The organism is Marivivens aquimaris, assembly GCF_015220045.1.
GTDB lineage: Bacteria > Pseudomonadota > Alphaproteobacteria > Rhodobacterales > Rhodobacteraceae > Marivivens > Marivivens aquimaris.
The window spans coordinates 1-19197 of sequence record NZ_JADBGB010000007.1; the positions used below are offsets into that span (position 1 = coordinate 1).

Consider the following 19197-nt stretch of genomic DNA (forward strand, 5'->3'; position numbering starts at 1 on the left):
TCATGCGCATGTCATGCTGACGATGCGGGAGCTGACAGGCGAGGGGTTCGGGAAGAAGGACCGCAGCTGGAATGCACTAGACCTTCTGATGGGCTGGCGCGAAGCTTGGGCGCGGGACGCAAACACTGCCCTTGAGCGGGCAGGGCGGTCGGAGCGGATCGACCACCGGTCGCTCGATGTTCAGCGCGCCGAAGCCGAGCAACAGGTCGAGCGGGCGCGCGGGGGTGGGCAGGAAGAGCTGGCGCTTGAGCACGAGAAAAAAGTGGTCGAGCTCAGCCGGGAACCTGAGCCGAAAATCGGCCCATCGGCCAATGCCCAGGAGAAACGCGGGATCGTCACGGAGCGCGGTGAGGCTTTCCGCGCGGCTCAGGCGCGCAATGCGCAGCGCCAGGAGCTGGGCTGGCGGCAGTTGGAATTGCGGCTTGAGTTGATGGAGCGCGGGCGCGCCTTCATTGCCACCGCGCGCGAGCGGCTGGATCAGCTATGGGGTCGCGCAGAGGCGGCGATGTCACGGATCAAGGAGAGGGTTATGGGCGAGGTTGAGAAGCCGCAGGCTGGGGCCGAGCGGGGCGATATGGACGCGCGCCGGGCGGCGGTGTTGGGGCGCGATGTTGACCGACCCGGGGTGCAAGCACCGGATGTCGGGCGGGAGAGGGTTGCGCCTGACGATCCAGACCGCGAGCGTCGGGACGCCATTCTTGGGCGTGCGCGCGATATCGGACAGGAGCGGGATGCAGCGGCGGTAGAGCGGGACATTGCCGCCCGTGACGGCGAGGGCCGTGACCAAGGGCGTCGGGATGACATTCTTGGGCGCGGGCGGGATACTGCGTCCGAGCGCGGGCAGGGCCGCGACCGCGACAGAGAACGTTAAAAACTGAAAGGAACCACACAGTGTTTGAAGATCGCTACCACAAGGACCAGCCCGCCGTGAAGTCAATGGCGCAGCGCATTGCGGACAATAGCCCCCAAGTGTTCGCGACCACCGATGATTTCGTCGCTGCCTACGGACAAGAGGCAGCCGACATGGTTGCCAAAGGTGGCCTGCTGGCGGCCCTTTGGGACATCGGAATTGATGCTGTTCCCGCATCGTTCGAAGGGGAGGGGCGCGACCAGCCAAAGGGGTTGAAGACTAGCCTTGCTCGTAAGGACGGCTAAGCGTGTGGCGCTCATCAGAAGTTGATCGTGAACCGTTCGTTCTGCCAAGCGGACGGACCGCCTCAATCAAGTATACGTTCGTAGTGTCACCTAATCGGCCTGGGCTTGGCTGTCATGGGCTGTTTCGGCCCGACGACGGGATTGTTCTTTGGCAGAATGGAACGGAAGAACCCTGCCTGCTGTTCGGCGGTAGCTCCAAGGCGCTCGACGATCTGCGTGAGCATGCAGCCCTTTTGCCCTGCGGACCCGCTCGGAAGAAGGCGCATGAAGCATATCTGAAAGCTCGCAAATATCTTTGGGGTGAGATGGTCGGGCGCACGGTCTCAGTCGAAGGCGGTGGTAATGCCCAGAACAACATCTGGGTTGTCGGCATCGAGGAAAGCTCGACCGTGGAATTCGAGATCATGCTGGCGAGAGGGCAAGTCGGCTGACTTTGCGCGGCAATGCCCCCGACAGTTTTGTCGGGGGCAAGTGGCGCGGCTCTGTGCCTAGCAGTCAGGCAGGTTGTCTAGGTTGTTCTGAGAAGTCTTGTCCGCATACGTCCGCAGATACTTCTTCCCACCCTCGTTGACGACATGAATATCGGTTCGGTAGCCAGCACGATCGACGAAATAGCTGTGCGTCCTGCTCTCAATGTCGCTGATGGCGTCAGCCTTGGACCGGGGTGACCAGTATTCCCCACCATTACATAGGCGGGTGATATCTCCATCCCGATCTTTGCCCGATGCAGTTACTCTTCGATCAGCCATTTTAGAATGTCCTTCTACATGAGGTATGAATCGTAACAAGAACCACATGATAACAGGTTTTTGGGTGGAACAAAAGAGAAACGCCGTAGCAGCCCTTTTTGAAGCGCCCATTAATGAGTGTGATCCCGGAAGCGTGTCGGTCTCGCTTTGAGAGATAGACATGGCAGGGGATCGACGGGCTGACGCCTGCTCACCTCAACCCTGACAGTTTCCAAGTCCACGTCCCAAGGCCTATTCTTCGGGAGCTGCCTGGCAATCCGACAAGAGAAGCCGTTTGACCTGACCACTCGCCGATGTCACGGGGCGCACCCGCATAAGCAGTTTGTTTCGGGTGCCCGTATTACTGCCGTGAAGCGACCAGGTCAGGTTACCCAGATCACCCGCTGGGAAGTCGCCATCGGGCCTGACAGGCACGACACGTTCCAGCTGGTCAATGAAAGCGCGTCCGTTGCGCGACAGAGAATTATACCGGGTCATGTTACCTTGGTACACTGTCAGCCCAGGTGCTTCTTCCCGTGTGTTAACCCAATCCTTGGTAGCGGTGTTGAATGAAACAAGTGTTTCTCGGGGCCGACCGATGTCGATACGATTGATGGTACCCTCAGGTCCAATTGGTCGATGCGCCGCCTGAAGGCTGCCTTCCAGCTTTTCAGCGAGGTCGTCGAGATCAACTGGAGTTTTCTGCAGTGGAGGAGGCTCACGTCTCTCATACAAACTGCGGAGATGAGGCGTTTCTGGCTCTGCATCCAGAAAACCAGTTGCTCTCTTGAACGCCACTTTCAGAAAGTCACAAAATGGCGCTGCGGTAAGGGCTACCGCTGCTGCGGTCGTGGCTGGATTGGCTTCCATTAGGACGATCAGCTCAAAGATGAAACTTCCCTGCCGTGCAGGCTTCATGATTATTGAGGCATTTCTGAGCGCTGTCGCGCGCGAAACTACCTCTCCTGTCATGTAAGCGTGAGTGGCGATATGGACGGCGCGAGAAATGCCATCAATCGATGTTGCTCCGTCATATCCTGGGAGGGAATGATCGTCTGCAAGGCCGCCTTGATAGCTTATCCGAATTCGATGTTGGGATAGAGTAGGCATAATGACCTTTCTGCTCAATGTTCAGTATTAAAAGCAAAATCTTCAGGTTGAGAGAAGAGATTTTGTGATCCCGGCAATGTGCCAGTCTCGCTTTGAGCGATAGACAGGGCAGGGGATCGACGGGCTGACACCCGCTCACCCCCAACCCTGACAGTTTCCAAATCCTGTTGATCCGCCTGCCATCCTGGCAGGTCCGAGAAAACCGGCAAGCGCCGCTGTTGGCGTCGGTTCCGGTCGAGAATTCCGGTTCCTCCCACGCGCAGGCGCGCGGTTCCCTCCCAAATTCACGCCCTCCACCCGGTTGTCACGGCCCCGCCAGGCCACAGGACGGGCTTTGCCCTTACCTGCTCTGCCCTTCGGAATGCATGGGCATTCCAAAGATCAGAACAGGAAGGCCCGCCCATCGGCGGAAAGGGAAAGAGACCCGGCCCGCGTTACTCGAAGGAGGGTCACAAATGACCGCAGCGAAGTTTGACGTTTATTCCCATGTCACCAATCAGATCATCGCGCAGATCGAGGCGGGGACGCCGCCTTGGCGTAAGCCGTGGACCGGCTCTGGGGCATCGGTCAGCTTGCCAGAACGGTTCAACGGGGAAGCTTACCGGGGGATCAATATCCTGATGCTTTGGGCGACCGCGATGTCGAAGGGCTACAGCTCAGCCCGCTGGATGACGTTCAATCAGGCCAAGGAGCTTGGGGGCCATGTCCGCATGGGCGAGAAATCCGCTACCGTTGTGAAATACGGCACCGTCGAGCGGGAGGACGAAAACGGCGAGGAGCGTCAGATCCCCTATGCCAAGGCCTACCGTGTGTTCAACGCCGATCAGATCGAGGGCTTGCCCGCTGAATTCTACATCCTGCCCGATCCGCCGCGCGATCTTGACACCGTGGCCGACCCCGAGCTGGAGGCGTTTTTTGCCGCGAGCGGCGCGCAGATCGACAGCACCGAGGAACCGCGCGCCTATTACAATATCAAGACCGACCGCATCCACATGCCGCTGATCGCGACCTTTCACAGGGCCGCAGGATATTACGGCACCTTGGCGCATGAGCTGACCCACTGGACAGGGGCGACAAAGCGACTGGACCGTCTGGGCCGGTTCAATGATCGCAAGGCCTATGCGTTCGAGGAGCTGGTCGCGGAAATCGGCAACTGCATGCTTTGCACACAGATCGGGGTGGAGCCTGAATTCGACCAGAGCGCCGCCTATGTCGAGGGGTGGCTTGCTGCGATGAAGGAAGACCACCGCGCGATATTCCGCGCTGCGTCGGAGGCGCAAAAGGCCGTGGATTATATCATGGAGCGTACCGCGCAGGCCGACCGGATGGCCGCCGAGTAACAGCCTGCACCGCCGAAATGATCGAGGCCCCCGTCAGCAGGCGGGGGCCTTTTTGCGTTGTGGCGTTATCCTGGGCGTGGGCGGTTTCAGGGTGACCTGTCGGCGGGCAACCTAAAGGCCACCCGCCAACAGGCCCGGCGCTTCGCGCGGACGGGCATAGGATGCCCGTAGGACGAGAAAAGTTGAGTGACCCGCGAAGGGGGGTCAGGTGATTTCTTCAATGTCTCCTGCCAGCAGCTTTGGGAGAAGATTGGATCGGATGCCTTCCATCTTTCTTTCATAGGCGTCTTTTCGATCGAAGCGAAAGGTCCGGCTAATAAATGAACTCTTGTTCGATGGTTCCTTGTTCCAATGTGCGAGAATATAAAAATTGTCCTTTAGATAATACCCAACGACCTTGCAGGTTCGGTGCGAGCTTTCCTCTTCAATCCGATCGAGCTCGCCATGCCGTGTTTGGTGTGCAAGCTGCTTCGAACTTGGCCATGGCACCTGCCAACGTCTGCCGGTTTGGTCGAGCACGCAAACCTTCGCAACCTTATCCAGATGCGCTACTCGCCTTTCTTCTATGGAGAATTCCTTCTTTTCGCCCTCTGACAGGCTCACTGGTTTCAGGCGGCTTAAATCGTCTGCGTTCCGAAATTTGCCGTCTCGCCAGAGACGACGACGAAACAAGCGGTTCTTCAGATCAGGAGGGTTATAGGAATACTCGATAGCATCGAGTGTAACAGGCCTTCGACCAACGCATCTTACAACAATCTTGTATTTTGGGCGAGGGATGCCGTTCGAAACCTCAAAGTCAAAAACGGCCTCACATTTTAACCGTGCTTGGTCGCGTTTTTGGTGTCGAAATCGCAACCAGAGCCCAAGAATACCCGTGATCGTGCCGATTGTGCCCGTGACCGCCCCCCAGATGGCGACCGCTTGAGTGCCTGTGAGTGCGGAGAAGTCTATCCAACCAGCCATTTGGTCACACAGCGCTTTCCAGCAGCGCGATTTCGTCTTCGGTCAGGTCGAACAGATCATAGACGATGCTGTCTATCTGGGCTTCAGCCTGGGCGATTTCGGCGGTCAGGCGGGCGATCTCGGCGCGGTCGCGGTTGATCCAGTCCTCCCAGTCGGAGCGATCGGCCAGTGGGATGTCGGCCTTGAACACCTTCTTCACCTCGGCGCGGAAAGTGGCGAAGTCGGGCAGGGTCCACCATTCCTGAAGCCGGGTTGTCAGCTTGGGTTCACGTTCAGGCGGGCAGAGATCGGGAATCCGGCGCGTCAGGGCCGTTTGCAGGGCCAGACGTTTATGCGCGGCACTACTGGCGCGCTTGCTTTCAGTGGCGAGCTGCGCGCGCCTTGTGTCATCCCATTTCGGGATTGGCAGCTTTTCAACGTATTGTACCCGCAGCTCATGGTAACCGCCCCGCACTGGCGGGCTCATAGATGATAACATGAACCAGAGCACCTGACTGTTTAGGAGCGCCAGCAAAGCCTGGTCATCGGACGGGATCAGATAGGACTTGTCGTTCGAGAAAGCCCCTTGGGGTTCGAATGAAAAATTTCGCTCGGCGTTGAAGTGCGGATAGCTGATCTTCGGCGCGGCAAAGTGCGGAGCATAGGCCTCCTGCGCCTGTTGGAGCTCGAACCATTCCTGTTTCGTGGCGCGCTTTTCCAGTTTGTCCCTGAAGGGCAGCAGCCATTCCCGGATGGCGGGATAATCGTCAATGTCGATCCGGTTCTTGGGAATGTAGATCAGCCACAGGCCGCGCGGTTCGGCACGCCAGCGTTTCAGGTCTTTGCCTTCGAGGAAGGGCTTCAGCAAATCGGCAGACTTTGGGTCCTGGGCACAGAGGCGTTCTTTGGTAACGTTGTCGATCACAAAGGCTCCGTTCAACCCTGTAACAATCCCCCGGCATGGTGCGCCATATACGCTTTTCAGGGTCTTCCTGCCCTTTTTGATCTTGTCCCGCAGGGCGCGCAGGGCGGGGTTTTCCAGTTCCCATGACCCGGCCCCCAGGGCTGTTTGTGGATACGGGCCGGCAGCGGCTTCCCAAGTGGCGAGGAAGTTGTTTTCCGGCAGAGCATCCACCTTCCAGAAGCGCAGCTCATGCCCCTTGGGCGCGGCACCTCGTTTCATGGTCAGGATGGCCGGATAGGTGGTCACCCCCTCGAAGACTTGCAGGTCGCCAAAATCGACTACGCTTTCGATGGTCGCCTCTTTCAGAAGGTATTCGCGCAGGGGCTTGCCCGAGCCGGTCTTGAAGAAGGTGTTCGAGGAAATGTAGCCCAAGCGCCCACCCGGTTTCAGCAAGCGCAGGCCGCGTTCGTAGAAATAGCAGTAGAGATCAGCCCGGTCGGACACGACCTCATAGCGCTTTTCCAGATAGGGTTTCAGCAGCTTCAGGAATTCCATCCGCACATAAGGCGGGTTGCCCAGGACCACGTCAAAGCCACCTTCGGCAAAGACGCCGGGGAAGGCGGTTTCCCAGGTGAAGGCGTGGTCGAGATAGGCGAAGTTGCTGTCCTCGATCAGGCTGTCACCGACGCGGATGCTGCCCGACAGGCTGTCGAGAAGCTTGCCGCGCCGGGCGGTCTTGATCCAGAGCGACAGCTTGGTGATCTCGATGCTTTCCTCGTTCACGTCCACGCCGAAGAGGTTGTCGGTCAGAATTTCGCTGTCGGGGACATAGTCGAGCAGATCGCCAAAATGCTCGGCCTTAGGCAGCAGGTCTTTGATCTTGTCGTTTACGCGGGTCAGTTCGGCCTTCATGAAGTCGAAGGCCATGATCAGGAACACACCGGAGCCACAGGCGGGATCGACAATGCGCAAAGATTTCAGGCGATCGCGATAGGCTTGCCAAGCTTCGAGCTCGGCCGACTTTTTCCGCCAGGGGATGTTTTCGTAGTCGGTGACATCCGCGCCCTTCTTGGCGTGAGCGCGCATAGTGTCGTCGAAGATTTCCCGCAGATGCGTGCCCAGAGTTTCGGCCACGATGAAGCGCGCGATATAATCAGGGGTATAGACCACCCCGTCACGCTTGCGCCGCCCGCTTGTGCCAGTGGTTTTCTCGGGCTCTTCCTCTTCACCGCGCGCGATCGCTTGCAGGCGTTCCACGTCCGCGATGGACTGTTCAAAGATATGGCCGAGGACCGTGACCGAGACCTCGGAGGCGAAGTCATACTCGCCTAGGGTTTTGAACCCTTCGCAGATGTCATCGGGGATGTTCAGCCTGTTGATCACCGCGTCTTCGCGGAACAGACCCCCGTTGTAGCGCGGGATTTTCAGCTCGTTATTGCCCACGTCGATCGCGCGGAACAGACCTTTGAAATTGTCCCAGACGGGGCGAGGGTTGTAAGGGTCACGCGCGATGAAGGCGTTTTCCAGTGTGTTGTCCGGTAGCAGGCCGGTATCTTCGGCAAAGGCGATGAACAACACCCGATCGAGGATCTTCTGCGCGAGGGCGATCGCATCGAGGGGCGCGATCGCGGTATCGGCCTTCTGGACGGCGCTCAGGAGCTTGAGGCGCAGGTCCTTGTAGTCCTGATACAGGCTGTCGGTGATGTCCTTGTCTTCGCGGCGGCTTTCTTTCAGCAGATCAGCCGTGCGGCCAGACAGCAGATTTTCCGCCGACAGAAGCAGCATGAATCGCGCGTATTCTGAGGGGTCTGTCAGTTGGTCGAGGCGGAATTCCTCATAGGCCGAGGTGCCTTCCCCGAAACCGTAGAAGCGCAGCTCGATCATGTTCGAGACCATAACCCATTTCACGCCGCGCGCGTTCATGGCGTATTCCCACGCCTGTTGAACGGGGCTCTTGTTCCGGCCCGGCATGATTGCATCGAGGTCGCGGGTATCCGCGCCCTTCAGCTCGAATGGTGCCACGATGTCAGGCGTCTTGCCGCCAAAGCGGCCAAGCGCCAGATCGACGCTACCGCGCAGAATATTTTGTTCGGTTGAGACGTTGTAGTCTGCCCCGCCAGCCGGGCCATGGTAGCCGAGAACACCTTCAACGATCTTGGAGGCGAACTGCCCATGCAGGGCGGTTTCCTTCAGGCGTTCAATCCGGCCCGAGCTGATCAACTCTGCCCAGGCTTCCAGCGCAGCCAGATGCTCTGACGGGATCGGATCGGCTTTGATGTGGCGCTTCAGGGTCTTACGGTTGAACAAATTCATGAATTAAAGGGCTTTCTTGATGCTGCCCCATGGCAGCGAAACATAGAGATCGTGCATGAGAGCAAAGCGCTCTTCAAAGGGCGCAAGGTCACCAATTTCGAGGGCGAGCGTTTCCCAATCGGCCTGGGCGCGTTGTTTGATTTCCGGGTCATCCATGGATTCTGGCTTAGCCTCGATCCCACGGCTGCGGCATTTCTCGATCAACGTGGTCAGGATGGCTGTTTTGTCAGCACCGCTGAAATCATGCTCGCCAATCAGAAATGCGATGTCGTAGACGTCCTGTCGCCGGTTGCGCTTGCGTATGGTTTGCTGAAGCAGAGCGCGGAATTTTTCGGCAATGAGCTCATGGATCGTGAACGCGCGCACCGCCACACCGGCCCCGTGCAGGTTTAGCTCCTGGAAGGCATAGACTTGATCGCGGAAGCTGATCTCGACATCAAGAACTCGGCTTGCCTTGCCGTCCGCCAGCCGGGCCTCTTCACCTGTGCCGCGCTTGGCGGAGCCAATGCGGACCCGGAGCGCGGGGAATTCGTGATCCTCAAAATTCTCTGCGCGCGGCATTTTCTTCACCGATTGCACCCGGCAAAGAAGATCGGGATAGCCGAGCCTGATCGCGGTTCTGGGCAAAAGTTCATTCAGTTCGGTGGTGAGCTTTTCCGTCAGGTCGGCGGGTTCTGCCATTGAGGTGAAGTCCACATCCCCGGTGACCCGATTGCTTTTGAAAGCGAGGGCCATGACCGCCCCGCCCTTTAAAACGAGTGTTTTCGATAGTGAGGGGGCTAGGCCGATTGCCCCCAGGACAATCTCCGTAACCTGGCGATCTCGATAGAGCGTTGGGTTTGCACGTGCGGCTTCGACCCATGCGCGAACATCGACATCGACGATGTCGAATTTGCTATCTTGAGCGTGGGGGTCGTTGTCAGACATTTATTGATATCATCCAGCGTTCTGAGAATTCAGGGGCATAGTCGGCGTCAGGGTCGAGTTTGCGCGATCCGCCCCGTTGAGCAAACTGCTCCCAGTTGTGCAGCGCCGGATCATCTATGTCCATGACTTCAGACAGAATATAGCCTGCGCGGACTTTGGCGATCTTACTGTCGAGGAGATCAATTGCGGCAATAATTTCGGGCACCCACTGATCCGCCTCATTTTCCCAGACATCGAGAACATGGCGCATGCCCCCACAAAGCTGTGGTTCGGCAAGCATGTCAGCAAAGGTTTGGCCAATTGAAGTGATCCGCGTTTCCTCACCACTCACGGGGGCCGGTGTCCAGGGGTGGCTTGATACATGCACCACGATCGGGCGGCGACGGATCGTACCCTTGAAGCCAGGCCTATTCAGAACGGGCGCTTCGATCTGGTCGAGATCGGGCAGGTCTACATGAAGACGTTTATCCCGGAGCGCATTCCACAGGGGTCTTTTGGGGGTTGTCAGGTGCAGCGCCTGTGGGCTGCGGTCAGTAAGCCCATAGCGCTGCATGGCAGATAGATGCGAGACGTAGGCGAAAGGATCAGCGATGCAGGCGACCTCTTCCGCCGACCCAGCTCTCGTTGATTGCGTCACACGCCACACGCCCGAGCGGAAGTCAGAGTCCATGACAAGCGCCTTCCGTGCCTCAAGGCGCCGTAGCGCATTTTTGGCGCGTGTCTGATCCCAGTCGTGCGGGAGGCGCTTCAACGGCTCGCCGTTCAGCGCCTTTTTGTGAAACAGGTGGTAGCCTAGAACGAAGAAATCATAGAAGGTTATGACCGGCAAGTCCTTGTCGGTTATATCTTTTTCGATACCTTCGGTAAAATTCATCTGACGTCCTTACCCCTATGTCCTTAGGACATAGGGGTAAGGACGGCGTTGTGTCAAGAGTGGCCATCATCGTATGCCACTTAGCATATTAGACGCGACTGCGATATCTGTATGTCCTAAGGACATACAGATATCGCAGTCAGATGTAAATAGCGACTTCAAATTCACCCAAACATCGCCAGCTGCTGAGGCTCCACCCAATAGCCGCGCTGACGCTTGGACGCTTCCAGTGTGATCAGAGCCGCGACCGCTTGGCTTTCATCCGCGAACCAATCCATCCGAACCTGACCGCCCTGGCCTATCCGTCCCCATTCCCGATAGAGCGTCCATTCGCCAAACAGGTTGGGCATGACGGCCATCCGGTAGAACCGGGCGACATTCTTCGCAGGCAGGTGTTTTTCGAGATAGGTCTGCATGGGTCAGAGATGATACTTGCGCGCGATTTCCAAGGCTTCGGCCTGTTCGGTGCCGATGTATTCCTTGGTGCTTTCGATGCTGGCATGGCCGAGCAACAACTGAGCTGCGCGCAGGTTGCCGGTTTGCTGATAAATATGGGTAGGGAAGGTGCGGCGCAGCGAATGCAGGCCATAGAGGCTGGGATCGAGGCGGGCCTTTTCCAGCCAGGACTTGAAGAGCCGCCAGAGCTGGCTTTCGCTGAGATGGGTGTGGGACCACCGTGCCCCCTGCCCCGTGAACAACCAGCCATGCAGCGGCTTTTCAGAGTCGGCGAGATAGGCCCGCAAACTGTCGCGCGTCCCCGAGGACAGCCGCGCCTGGACCGGGCGTGCATTGCGGGCTTCGGTCTTCTTCTGCCGAATTTCCACGATCTCGCGCACGCCTGCCGGTGTGGCTACGTCTGAGACCCGCAGGCGCACCAGGTCAGAACCCCGGAAGCTGGTGTCGAGGGCCACGTTGAACAGCGCCAGATCGCGCAAGGCGCGCTCCTGGCGCAACAGCAGCCGGATCAGCGCCACTTGGTCGGGCGTGAGGGGCGGCTTCTTGCCCACAACGCGGCCCTTGTTCCAGGTGGTCTCGGGGGTGGCAGACATGGCAAATCCTTGCAGGCTTTTTTAGCATTTTGCCAACAAACCTTGCATGATGAAAGCGGCCTGTCGCGGAACGCGTGGTTCTGGCCATGTTTTATTGGGGTTTCGACCATGGCACTTATGCAAGCTTCTATCATAAAGCTCGCATGATAACTAGAAGGGTTCTGTTGTGACGTCGCTAACTGTGACCAACAAAATTCTCTTTATTTGCAGGGATGTGGCCGTAAGGTTGCCTATGAAACCAAGTAGGATAGCAAAATGAAAATTAGGATCAGCCAGTTCATTGATTTTGCATACGGAGACAAGCGTAAGGATAAGGCTAAAGCCCGAAGCATAATTGACGATTTCAATCTGCCGTATGACCCCATCAAGGATCGCTACAAGCAATTTCGCGAAGCAATGACTGCCCTTGAAGAACAGGAGATCACAGCCAAACAGTTTTTGGACCTACATTCTAGCGTTTCCGCAAATAAGTCTGCTGGATACAAAGTGCTGTGCCAAAACTACCTTGATTTAAAGGAGGATCATGCGCTCATTTGGCAGGGGCGTAGCCCTATTGAGGCAAATATTTCTGGACTAAACATCACAACAGCTTGGTACTTGCGCACAGAAGAAAACAATCAGAGAAGAATTATTTTCTTACACTTTGGAAAAGAACAATTGCCGAGAAAGAAGGAGCGCGGCTTTCTAACTGTACTACGATTGGCGAAGCCAGATTCGGCGGGAGTCGGCATTCTCAATATCCAAGCCGGTACTCTGATAACCGCAACGCGGCTGGATCAAAGCGAAGCTGATTATCTGCATGAGCGAGCCGCCAAATTCATGGAACTTGCCAAGGCCATCCAGGCAGGCGGCTAGCAGTTTAGGTCGCCTTGTCGGTTGGACGACGGGACATTAGAAATCTAACGCTTTGAGGCGACATATACGGCTCGAAAGAAGGCTTACGCTACTGTTTGCAAATTAAAAATCAGTCGAAGTTTATCGCTTCGAAGAACCCTTTCAGACCATTCTGGAACGGATCGAGCGCATGTATTCGCTCTTCGGCCCAGACGATCCACTCGCTGAGAGGTCTATCTTCAATGGCGGTATCACCCTCAATTTGCAGACGGTGGCGTAGTTCGTCGATGAACGCCATAAGCCGATCGCGCTCCCGCCAGTTGTTTGCGTGCTCCTGAAACCGACACCAGCGCTTGTGGTCTATCTCCAGCTGTCTTTGGCGCTCACGGCGTTCTGCCTGCTCTTGTTCGTAGCGGCGGTGCCATTCTGCGCGCTCCCGCGCCTCCTCTGCCAAAAGCGGCCCTGCCGCGATAATGGCGCTTACAATATCAGGCAGCATAATCGCCATCTTCTTCTTGGGCGTTTCAATCCAGTCGCGACTGCGGCCATTGACGTAGGTGTCGAACCTCACGCGCAGAAAGCCAGAGGAAACAAGGCCTGTTTGGTGGTGATGAGGAAGGGCCGTCCACTTCCCTGCCCCTTCCATGATCTTTGTCGCCCTCGACATTTTCTCAGCGATTACGCACTTGAGCTCTTGCCCGCTGACAAGGAATTTCACCTTGCCTGTAAGCTTGGCTTCGCCGATCTGTCCCCCTTGCTTCTCGATCGCGCGAAACAGGGTGCTTGTCACCCTGAAGCGATATCGGTCACGCGCAGTGAGGTCGCTGATATGAGGAAGTGACCCTCCCCAAAAGTCGCGCGACCGTTGCCGGTTTTCCGCTCGACGGCTCTCCTGTAGCTGACGGTGCTCTGCGACCCATGCCTTCACCTTCGGGTGCAGCGCTCGCATATGGTCAAGGCTTTCGTCGTCTTCATCGAAGGGTGGTAGTTCCGCAACGGACTCAGCGTCGCGAGATGGGACGGACGCAGGTACTGGCGGTTTACCACTGCCCCGCGCTGGCTTGATTGAAGGGGAGGTCTTTTGGGGCGGTTCAAATGACGGCAAAGGAGGCATTTCAGGAGCACGGCCAACGGCCTTTTTCTGCCAGTAGCCCAGGGGTGGCGTAGGGATTTGGCGCTTTCGACAAAGAGCGGCCAAGCCTGGCCCGTTCGTCGCGAGTTGGGGGCCAAGCTTGCTCATGGGTGTCTGCCAGACCAGTTCGTAAAGTTCCTCGCGAGACATTTCCTCTGCGGGGCGGGTAACGATGCCATCCATGTGGGCCCTTTCTCCCTCGTGAATTCTCCATGAAATTGACAGCCGCCTTCGTATCACCCCTTTACTTGTACTTAATATTGTACATATAGAGGGAAGCAAAGGAGAGTCGACATGGATGTTATGACCTACTCAGACGCACGAGCTCAACTGAAGGGCGTCATGGATCGAGCGATCCACGACAAGCAAGAAGTTGTTGTGACGCGCAAAAAAGGTGAGTCCGTCGTGGTTGTATCCTTGGAAACCTGGAACGCCGTCAACGAGACGTTGCACCTCTTGTCCACGCCGAAAAACGCATCCCGCTTGCGCGCGTCAATCGCGCAACTCGATGCTGGAACTGGCGAAGAGCGTGAGCTTACCGAGTGAAGCTGGTTTTTTCCGATCAGGCTTGGGAAGATTATCAGTACTGGGTCAGCACCAACGACAAGGTACGTGACCGGATCAACGAGCTGATCAAGCAATGCAAGCGGACCCCCTTCAAAGGAACCGGCAAGCCGGAACCTTTGAAGGGCGATCTGACCGGCTGGTGGTCACGGCGGATTTCTCAGGAAGATCGAATGGTCTACCGGGTCAGTGGAGCTGGTGATGGCCAAAGCCTAGAGATTGCGCAACTGCGGTTCCATTACTGAATGGTCCGAAGGTTAGCGCGCAAGCTTTTGATACCCTTCCCACATCATCTCTATTAGCTGTCCCTGCGTGATGCCAAGGCGCTCTGCCTCAGCGGCAATCGCTTCCCCGACTTCAGGGAAGACTTTTGGATGCAGCTGATAGGTGCGAGGGCTTGGTTTACGCCCCGGTTTCTTGCGTGGGGTTCGATCAAGGAACCCCCTCGCCTCTCCAACCTCATCAACGCGGCGGACCTCAGCTGCCGTAGTGTCTTTCGGTCGGGCCTTCAGCCCTGCAAGCCTATTTGAGCCGCTCATAGACAGCCTCCGTGAAGTCTTTGGCGTTCTGCAAAGCCTTATCGACCTTGCCGCCAGTTACCATGTCAGGGTCTTTCATCATCGCGGTCAGATCACCGCCATAAGCGAAGATTTCTGAAAACGCTGCGCGCGCGACGAGGGATGGCTCGATGACGTCGATCCCTGCCCCGCGGAGCTGTAGTTCCAGCTCCTTTTGAACGCGGCTTTTCACAGCTGCGCTCGTTTTGGTCAGAACAACGGCGTGACGGATTGTGCGGCCAAGCGCCTCTTCCTCTTCTCGGATCAAAGCCAAGGCTTCAGACCCGATCTCCGCGTCGAGCGCCGTTGGCTGCATCGGGACGATAACCAGATCTGCTTGAGAGATAGCGCGACTGACAAGCTGCGATGCTACGCCTTCAAGATCAACAATCACGATCTGCCCATCGCCATCTGATGCCCTGATCGTCGGCACTATCTCAGAGCGCCCTATATCCTGATGAAGCGTCACACCTTTGGGGAGTCCGTGAGATGCCCATCGGGTCAGTGACTTGTTGGGGTCGCAGTCCAAGACTGTCACTTGAGCTCCCATCCGAGCGAACTCTGTGGCCAGGATTACAGCACATGTGGATTTTCCAACGCCCCCTTTGGGGCTTGCCATGACGATGACGGGCATTGCTCGGCCTCATACTATTTCCATTACCGGAAACATATCACTTACCGGGAAAATTTCCAATACCGGAATAAAATTTGATACCGGATTTAAATCCGTAACCGGTTTTAAATCCTGTCAAGGTCTACCGCGTTTCTCGAACCACTTACGGCAGAAGCCTACGAATGCGGCATCCACATCCCTCGGAGCCTCCACGATCCAGTCGCGCCACTCACTTTCCAGGTGACGTACATCCCAACCAGGCGCGGCCTGTCGCGCCCTATCGTAGGTTTCAGATTTTAGTGGAGGGATATGCCCTTCGATAAGAGAGGGCGGGGTCATCGTACCGCGATTGGTGAAAACCACCATGTCCGCCACTTCATCGAAAAATACTTGATAATCGGGCAGGTGATCATGAACAGCCAGCTGCTTGATCATCTGACGAAATCGCTTTTCAGGGCTTTGCGACCCAGACTTCATAAGCAGGTGCTTTAGGGTAATCTTCCAGCTCTTTTGCTGACCACAGTGCTTGCGTGCCAGCTCATAAACGCGGCGTTCAATCGGCTTGCGCAAGCGAAAGTAGTCGCGGTGAAGGGTCAACACCTCTTCGTTTTTGATTGCATTGAAGACCCAGTCCGACAGCTTGACCTCACACCAGAGCAAACGACCGTCGAGGCCTTGCTTTCGACGGATGGAGGAGGCGTCGATCAACCCGAACCCATCAATCTGTTCTTCGTCACCAGAAACGATGTTCGTTCTGATCCGCGTGCCTTCCAACCGGTCAAGCGCATCCATAAGCGAGATGTATTCTCGACCACTGGTGCCACGGTTCGTGAAAATCAGGAGTTCGTGCGAATTGATACGAACGCGGGGCGAGACCGGTTCCCCATGTTTAAGTTTCGCCATAATCTGACTGATGCAGTAAATCAGGATGTCCTTGTCATAGATGGTTGCCAACCCTTTGACACTCGGCGTGATTTCTAACCAGTGATCGCCGTTCCTATAACGCTTCACAGAAGTCTCCGGTTTCTTGGAGAGTGAATAGAACGGATGCTCCATATGTTGCATAACGTCCTTGAGAACAGCGTCTGCAACGTCACAGATGAACAGATCGTGCTGAGGGTGACGATCAGGCAAGAGGGGTGTCAGTGGGTTCGTGTTTTCAGTTACCATAGCAGTACATTCGTGTTTTCAGTTACTCATGTCAAGATTCGTGTTTTCAGTTACCAAAGTTCGTGTTTTCAGTTACCGAGATTCGTGTTTTTAGTTACCGATCGACTGCGTAACATGTTGATTCAAAATAGTAAAACAGGCCTCAAAAACAGCTTAACACTATATTTAACACATATTTAACACTGCAAGCCTGTGGATAACTTTTAAAGTCACCTCAGTTCAGTGGATTCTGATCAAACCGTCCGCGGTAGGTCTTGCTCTTGAAGTACAGGTTCTGCTTTGCCTTGAGCGGGTTGCGGTTGCCTACCAGCAGCAGCAGATCATCCGCCTTCATGCCAGTGATCTGCTCAGCGGTCATGAGCTTCTGTCGCTGCTCTGAATAGGAAAAATCCCGACCCTCGTTCGGGGCCTTACCCTCTCGAATTTGCTGAGAATAGACAGTGCTTTCCCCGAGGTGGCGCGCTGCCCATTCGGCGGTTTCGATATCGTTGAGGTTGAAGACGCGCTTGGTGATACAGGAGCCAAAGATCGAACGGGCATCGTTTGGCCCATAGGCCTTTTCGACCTGACCCGTGTCCTGGGTAACGAACAGCGCTTCGACACCCGCTCCGGCGGCGACGTTAGCAATGTTCATGATCTGCTCCATGCGGCCCATCCGCACGAATTCATCAAGAACCAGCAGGATCGGGGCCTTGACCTTGCGCCGCCCGTCCTGACGCACGACCGTGCCCAGGACAAGGTTGATGAACAGGCGCATGAAGATCGCTTGCTTGTCCACCTGGTCGAGAGGCACCGCGATGAAGAGATCGACCCGATCATCGAGAAGATCATCCATGCGGAAGCTGGACCCAGCCAGGAAACGGCGCATGTTGTCGGACTGCATCCACTCAAAAGCTTTTGAGACCGCTGTCTGAATCGACCCGCGTTCTCTGTCTCCCGCGCGCAGAATGGTGGCAGCGGTCTGAGCCGGGCGGTGGCCGACAAGGTCGGCGTTTTCGGCCCAGGCCTCAAGCGTGCCGTCGAGGTTTGCTGACAGAAGCAGATCGGCGACGGCGATCAGATTGCGCCGGTTGGGTTCTTCCTGGGTCACGATCACTTCGATCGCCGCCGCGACCAGCTGGCGGGCCATTTCCGAAAAATGTGCCCCGTCGCCTTGTTCCGGTTTGACCAAGCCGTCCGCAACCAGGGCCACGTCGCGCGCCAGCTCGTGGGGCCGGATGTAGTCGAGCGGGTTGAACTGATCCTTTCCATCCTCGACGAGGCCGAAAGGGTTGAGGACGGCCACCTTACGCCCGAGCTCTTCGCGGTGGCGGCGCGTGACGGCGAAATTCTCGCCCTTGATGTCCAGGACGACGACCGGCCCCTGGTGATCAAGGATCGCCGGGATCACGGCGCTGACGCCCTTGCCGCCGCGTGTTCCGGAGACGACGAGGTGATGCCCGCCACGCCAGCCCTTCGCATCGTTCTTGATGTAGCGCAGGAGCTTGCCCTTGTGCAGGGCGAGGGGCAGGCCGGTCTTGTTGCGCTTCAGCTGGGCCACGTCACGCGGGTCCATCCATCCCGCTTGCCATGGGCCGGTGCGGGATTTGCGGTTGCGGCCAATGCGCGGATTGAAGATCGCCATCAGCGGGGTGCTGACAGCGACAGCCACTCCAAAGGCCCCAAGCGCGAAGGAGATCGCCATGGCCTGTTTCTGGGGATCAGAATACCGCGCCAGCCCCTTGAGCCCTTCCCAAATGGCACGGGGGAGGGGCCAGCCAGCGCCCGTCCATGCCTGGACTGTCGCCAGTATGTCGCTGAGCGGGCCTCTGAGGGGCGTCAGGGCAGTGAGGACGGCCACGCACAGGCAGACCCATGCGAGGAGCTTTAGGGGCGTCCTGTGGCGCTCAGCGGTGGTCCCGAGGGTATCGAGGATGGTGGCCACGGCGATGATCGGGAAGGCATAGGTGGTCACCGGGTAGATCGCGACCGCTTGCGGAGCGAGGATCAGGGCGGCAGCGGCTACGATCACAGTGCCGATCATGATCACCCAGTGTCGGGCTTCCAAAACAAAACTCATGACCGGTCCTCGTCGCTATCGGGAAACAGAATCTGCCACAGTCCACGGTCGCGATCCCGCTGGGTGAGGCGGTCTGGTAGGTCGCGCCGCACGATGCTCTGAAGAGCGGGTTCGGCGCTCAAACGGTCGAAGACCAAAGTGCCCAGGAGCCATTTGAGGCGGTCTTCGTCTTTCTTTTCGGATAGACGCCGCCGGGCATCGAGCGCTGCGATTTGGGCGTCGAGCTGGGCTTTCTTCTCGGCCAGTTCTTTGATCCGGGCGTCGGTTGGGCGGCTTTGGGACATGGGGCAACCTTAGCAATAATGAAGGCGAATGTAGTGGTGGATTGATAGGTTGAAAAGAAAGAAATGCGCGCTTATACATTGTCTTCGACAACGTGCGCGTCCTCATGGGGGTAAACCCCCGCGCCGGACGGCTTCCCCCCAAGGCGGCAGCGCCGCCTGAACGAGGGTTTCACCCTCGCGCTCCCGACCAGCGACACAGGCGCTGGACCCTGTTTTGAAGAGAGGCGTCCCAAGCGTGGCGATCTACCATCTCAGTGCAAAAGTGATCAGCCGGGCAGGGGGCCGTTCATCTGTCGCAGCCGCCGCCTACCGGACGGCTGGGCGGCTGCGGGATGAGCGGCAGGGGTTGGAGCATGACTACAGCCGCAAGGGCGGGGTCGTGCATTCAGAGATCATGGCCCCCGAGAACGCCCCCGACTGGATGTGCGATCGCGACCAGCTCTGGAATGCGGTCGAGGCGGTCGAGAAGCGGCGCGATGCGCAGCTTGCCCGTGAGATCGAAGTGGCCCTTCCCCGTGAACTCGATCGTGGTGAGAGGTTGGAGCTCTTGCGCGGATTCGTGCAGCGAGAATTTGTTGATCGAGGCATGATCGCCGATGTGGCCATTCACGAGGGCAAAGCCCGTGATGGCCAGGGGCAGCC

Annotated in this window: 21 protein-coding genes; 8 read left to right on the top strand and 13 right to left on the bottom strand. The window is 57.3% G+C overall.

Annotated features, from left to right (window positions below):
- The 3 genes from IF204_RS19895 to IF204_RS19905 form a co-directional block, all read left to right on the top strand.
- On the top strand, positions 1 to 871 hold an 871-nt coding region (locus IF204_RS19895; RefSeq protein WP_194098757.1), incomplete at its 5' end, for a MobA/MobL family protein.
- A gap of 20 nt (positions 872 to 891) precedes the next feature.
- Positions 892 to 1155, top strand: coding sequence for a hypothetical protein (locus tag IF204_RS19900; protein ID WP_010399449.1), 264 nt, complete (start codon positions 892 to 894; stop codon positions 1153 to 1155).
- A 2-nt stretch (positions 1156 to 1157) separates the two neighbouring features.
- Positions 1158 to 1586: a hypothetical protein gene (locus IF204_RS19905; protein WP_194098758.1), complete on the top strand. Its 429-nt coding sequence runs from the start codon at positions 1158 to 1160 to the stop codon at positions 1584 to 1586.
- A gap of 57 nt (positions 1587 to 1643) precedes the next feature.
- Here IF204_RS19905 and IF204_RS20370 read toward each other — a convergent pair whose 3' ends face one another.
- Entirely contained in the window at positions 1644 to 2066 is a 423-nt protein-coding gene (locus tag IF204_RS20370; protein WP_407658953.1) for a DUF3892 domain-containing protein, read from the bottom strand.
- 69 nt (positions 2067 to 2135) lie between these two features.
- A complete protein-coding gene (locus IF204_RS19915; protein ID WP_194098760.1) occupies positions 2136 to 2993 on the bottom strand; it encodes a DUF7946 domain-containing protein in 858 nt (285 codons plus the stop codon).
- A gap of 455 nt (positions 2994 to 3448) precedes the next feature.
- On the opposite strand from IF204_RS19915, the gene IF204_RS19920 reads away from it, so the two are divergent.
- Entirely contained in the window at positions 3449 to 4333 is an 885-nt protein-coding gene (locus tag IF204_RS19920) for an ArdC family protein (RefSeq protein ID WP_194098761.1), read from the top strand.
- A gap of 204 nt (positions 4334 to 4537) precedes the next feature.
- On the opposite strand, the gene IF204_RS19925 is transcribed toward IF204_RS19920, so the two are convergent.
- The 6 genes from IF204_RS19925 to IF204_RS19950 form a co-directional block, all read right to left on the bottom strand.
- Complete coding sequence (locus IF204_RS19925; RefSeq protein WP_194098762.1) at positions 4538 to 5296, bottom strand: hypothetical protein; 759 nt, start codon at positions 5294 to 5296, stop codon at positions 4538 to 4540.
- Positions 5297 to 5300: 4 nt separating this feature from the next.
- On the bottom strand, positions 5301 to 8492 hold the full coding sequence (locus tag IF204_RS19930; RefSeq protein WP_194098763.1) for an Eco57I restriction-modification methylase domain-containing protein: 3192 nt from the start codon (positions 8490 to 8492) through the stop codon (positions 5301 to 5303).
- Between the two features lie 3 nt (positions 8493 to 8495).
- Complete coding sequence (locus IF204_RS19935; protein ID WP_132953163.1) at positions 8496 to 9419, bottom strand: nucleotidyl transferase AbiEii/AbiGii toxin family protein; 924 nt, start codon at positions 9417 to 9419, stop codon at positions 8496 to 8498.
- The gene (locus IF204_RS19940) at positions 9412 to 10293 is read right to left on the bottom strand and encodes a type IV toxin-antitoxin system AbiEi family antitoxin domain-containing protein (protein ID WP_194098764.1); all 882 of its coding nucleotides are present in this window, start codon (positions 10291 to 10293) and stop codon (positions 9412 to 9414) included. The genes IF204_RS19935 and IF204_RS19940 overlap by 8 nt, the downstream gene beginning before the upstream one ends.
- 164 nt (positions 10294 to 10457) lie before the next feature.
- A complete protein-coding gene (locus IF204_RS19945) occupies positions 10458 to 10709 on the bottom strand; it encodes a WGR domain-containing protein (RefSeq protein WP_194098765.1) in 252 nt (83 codons plus the stop codon).
- Between the two features lie 3 nt (positions 10710 to 10712).
- A complete protein-coding gene (locus IF204_RS19950; protein ID WP_194098766.1) occupies positions 10713 to 11342 on the bottom strand; it encodes a tyrosine-type recombinase/integrase in 630 nt (209 codons plus the stop codon).
- 255 nt (positions 11343 to 11597) lie between these two features.
- Here IF204_RS19950 and IF204_RS19955 point away from each other — a divergent pair, with 255 nt between their 5' ends.
- Positions 11598 to 12197: a hypothetical protein gene (locus tag IF204_RS19955; RefSeq protein ID WP_194098767.1), complete on the top strand. Its 600-nt coding sequence runs from the start codon at positions 11598 to 11600 to the stop codon at positions 12195 to 12197.
- A 109-nt stretch (positions 12198 to 12306) separates the two neighbouring features.
- Here IF204_RS19955 and IF204_RS19960 read toward each other — a convergent pair whose 3' ends face one another.
- Positions 12307 to 13491 carry a hypothetical protein gene (locus tag IF204_RS19960; RefSeq protein ID WP_194098768.1) on the bottom strand — a complete coding sequence of 395 codons (1185 nt, stop codon included), beginning with the start codon at positions 13489 to 13491 and terminating at the stop codon, positions 12307 to 12309.
- 111 nt (positions 13492 to 13602) lie between these two features.
- Here IF204_RS19960 and IF204_RS19965 point away from each other — a divergent pair, with 111 nt between their 5' ends.
- Positions 13603 to 13854, top strand: a complete 252-nt coding sequence (locus tag IF204_RS19965) for a type II toxin-antitoxin system Phd/YefM family antitoxin (RefSeq protein ID WP_174861630.1) — start codon at positions 13603 to 13605, stop codon at positions 13852 to 13854.
- Positions 13851 to 14117, top strand: a complete 267-nt coding sequence (locus IF204_RS19970) for a Txe/YoeB family addiction module toxin (protein ID WP_194098769.1) — start codon at positions 13851 to 13853, stop codon at positions 14115 to 14117. Before IF204_RS19965 ends, IF204_RS19970 begins: the two co-directional genes overlap by 4 nt.
- A gap of 277 nt (positions 14118 to 14394) precedes the next feature.
- Here IF204_RS19970 and IF204_RS19975 read toward each other — a convergent pair whose 3' ends face one another.
- The 4 genes from IF204_RS19975 to IF204_RS19990 all read right to left on the bottom strand — a co-directional run bounded on the left by IF204_RS19975 (position 14395) and on the right by IF204_RS19990 (position 18555).
- On the bottom strand, positions 14395 to 15063 hold the full coding sequence (locus IF204_RS19975; RefSeq protein ID WP_151654624.1) for a ParA family protein: 669 nt from the start codon (positions 15061 to 15063) through the stop codon (positions 14395 to 14397).
- Positions 15064 to 15177: 114 nt separating this feature from the next.
- A complete protein-coding gene (locus IF204_RS19980; RefSeq protein ID WP_151654626.1) occupies positions 15178 to 16212 on the bottom strand; it encodes a replication initiator protein A in 1035 nt (344 codons plus the stop codon).
- A 214-nt stretch (positions 16213 to 16426) separates the two neighbouring features.
- The gene (locus tag IF204_RS19985) at positions 16427 to 18271 is read right to left on the bottom strand and encodes a type IV secretory system conjugative DNA transfer family protein (RefSeq protein ID WP_194098770.1); all 1845 of its coding nucleotides are present in this window, start codon (positions 18269 to 18271) and stop codon (positions 16427 to 16429) included.
- Positions 18268 to 18555, bottom strand: coding sequence for a mobilization protein (locus IF204_RS19990; protein ID WP_194098771.1), 288 nt, complete (start codon positions 18553 to 18555; stop codon positions 18268 to 18270). Before IF204_RS19990 ends, IF204_RS19985 begins: the two co-directional genes overlap by 4 nt.
- Before the next feature lie 262 nt (positions 18556 to 18817).
- Here IF204_RS19990 and IF204_RS19995 point away from each other — a divergent pair.
- Positions 18818 to 19197 (top strand): MobA/MobL family protein (locus IF204_RS19995; RefSeq protein WP_322743317.1); only part of this gene is annotated, 380 nt, incomplete at its 3' end.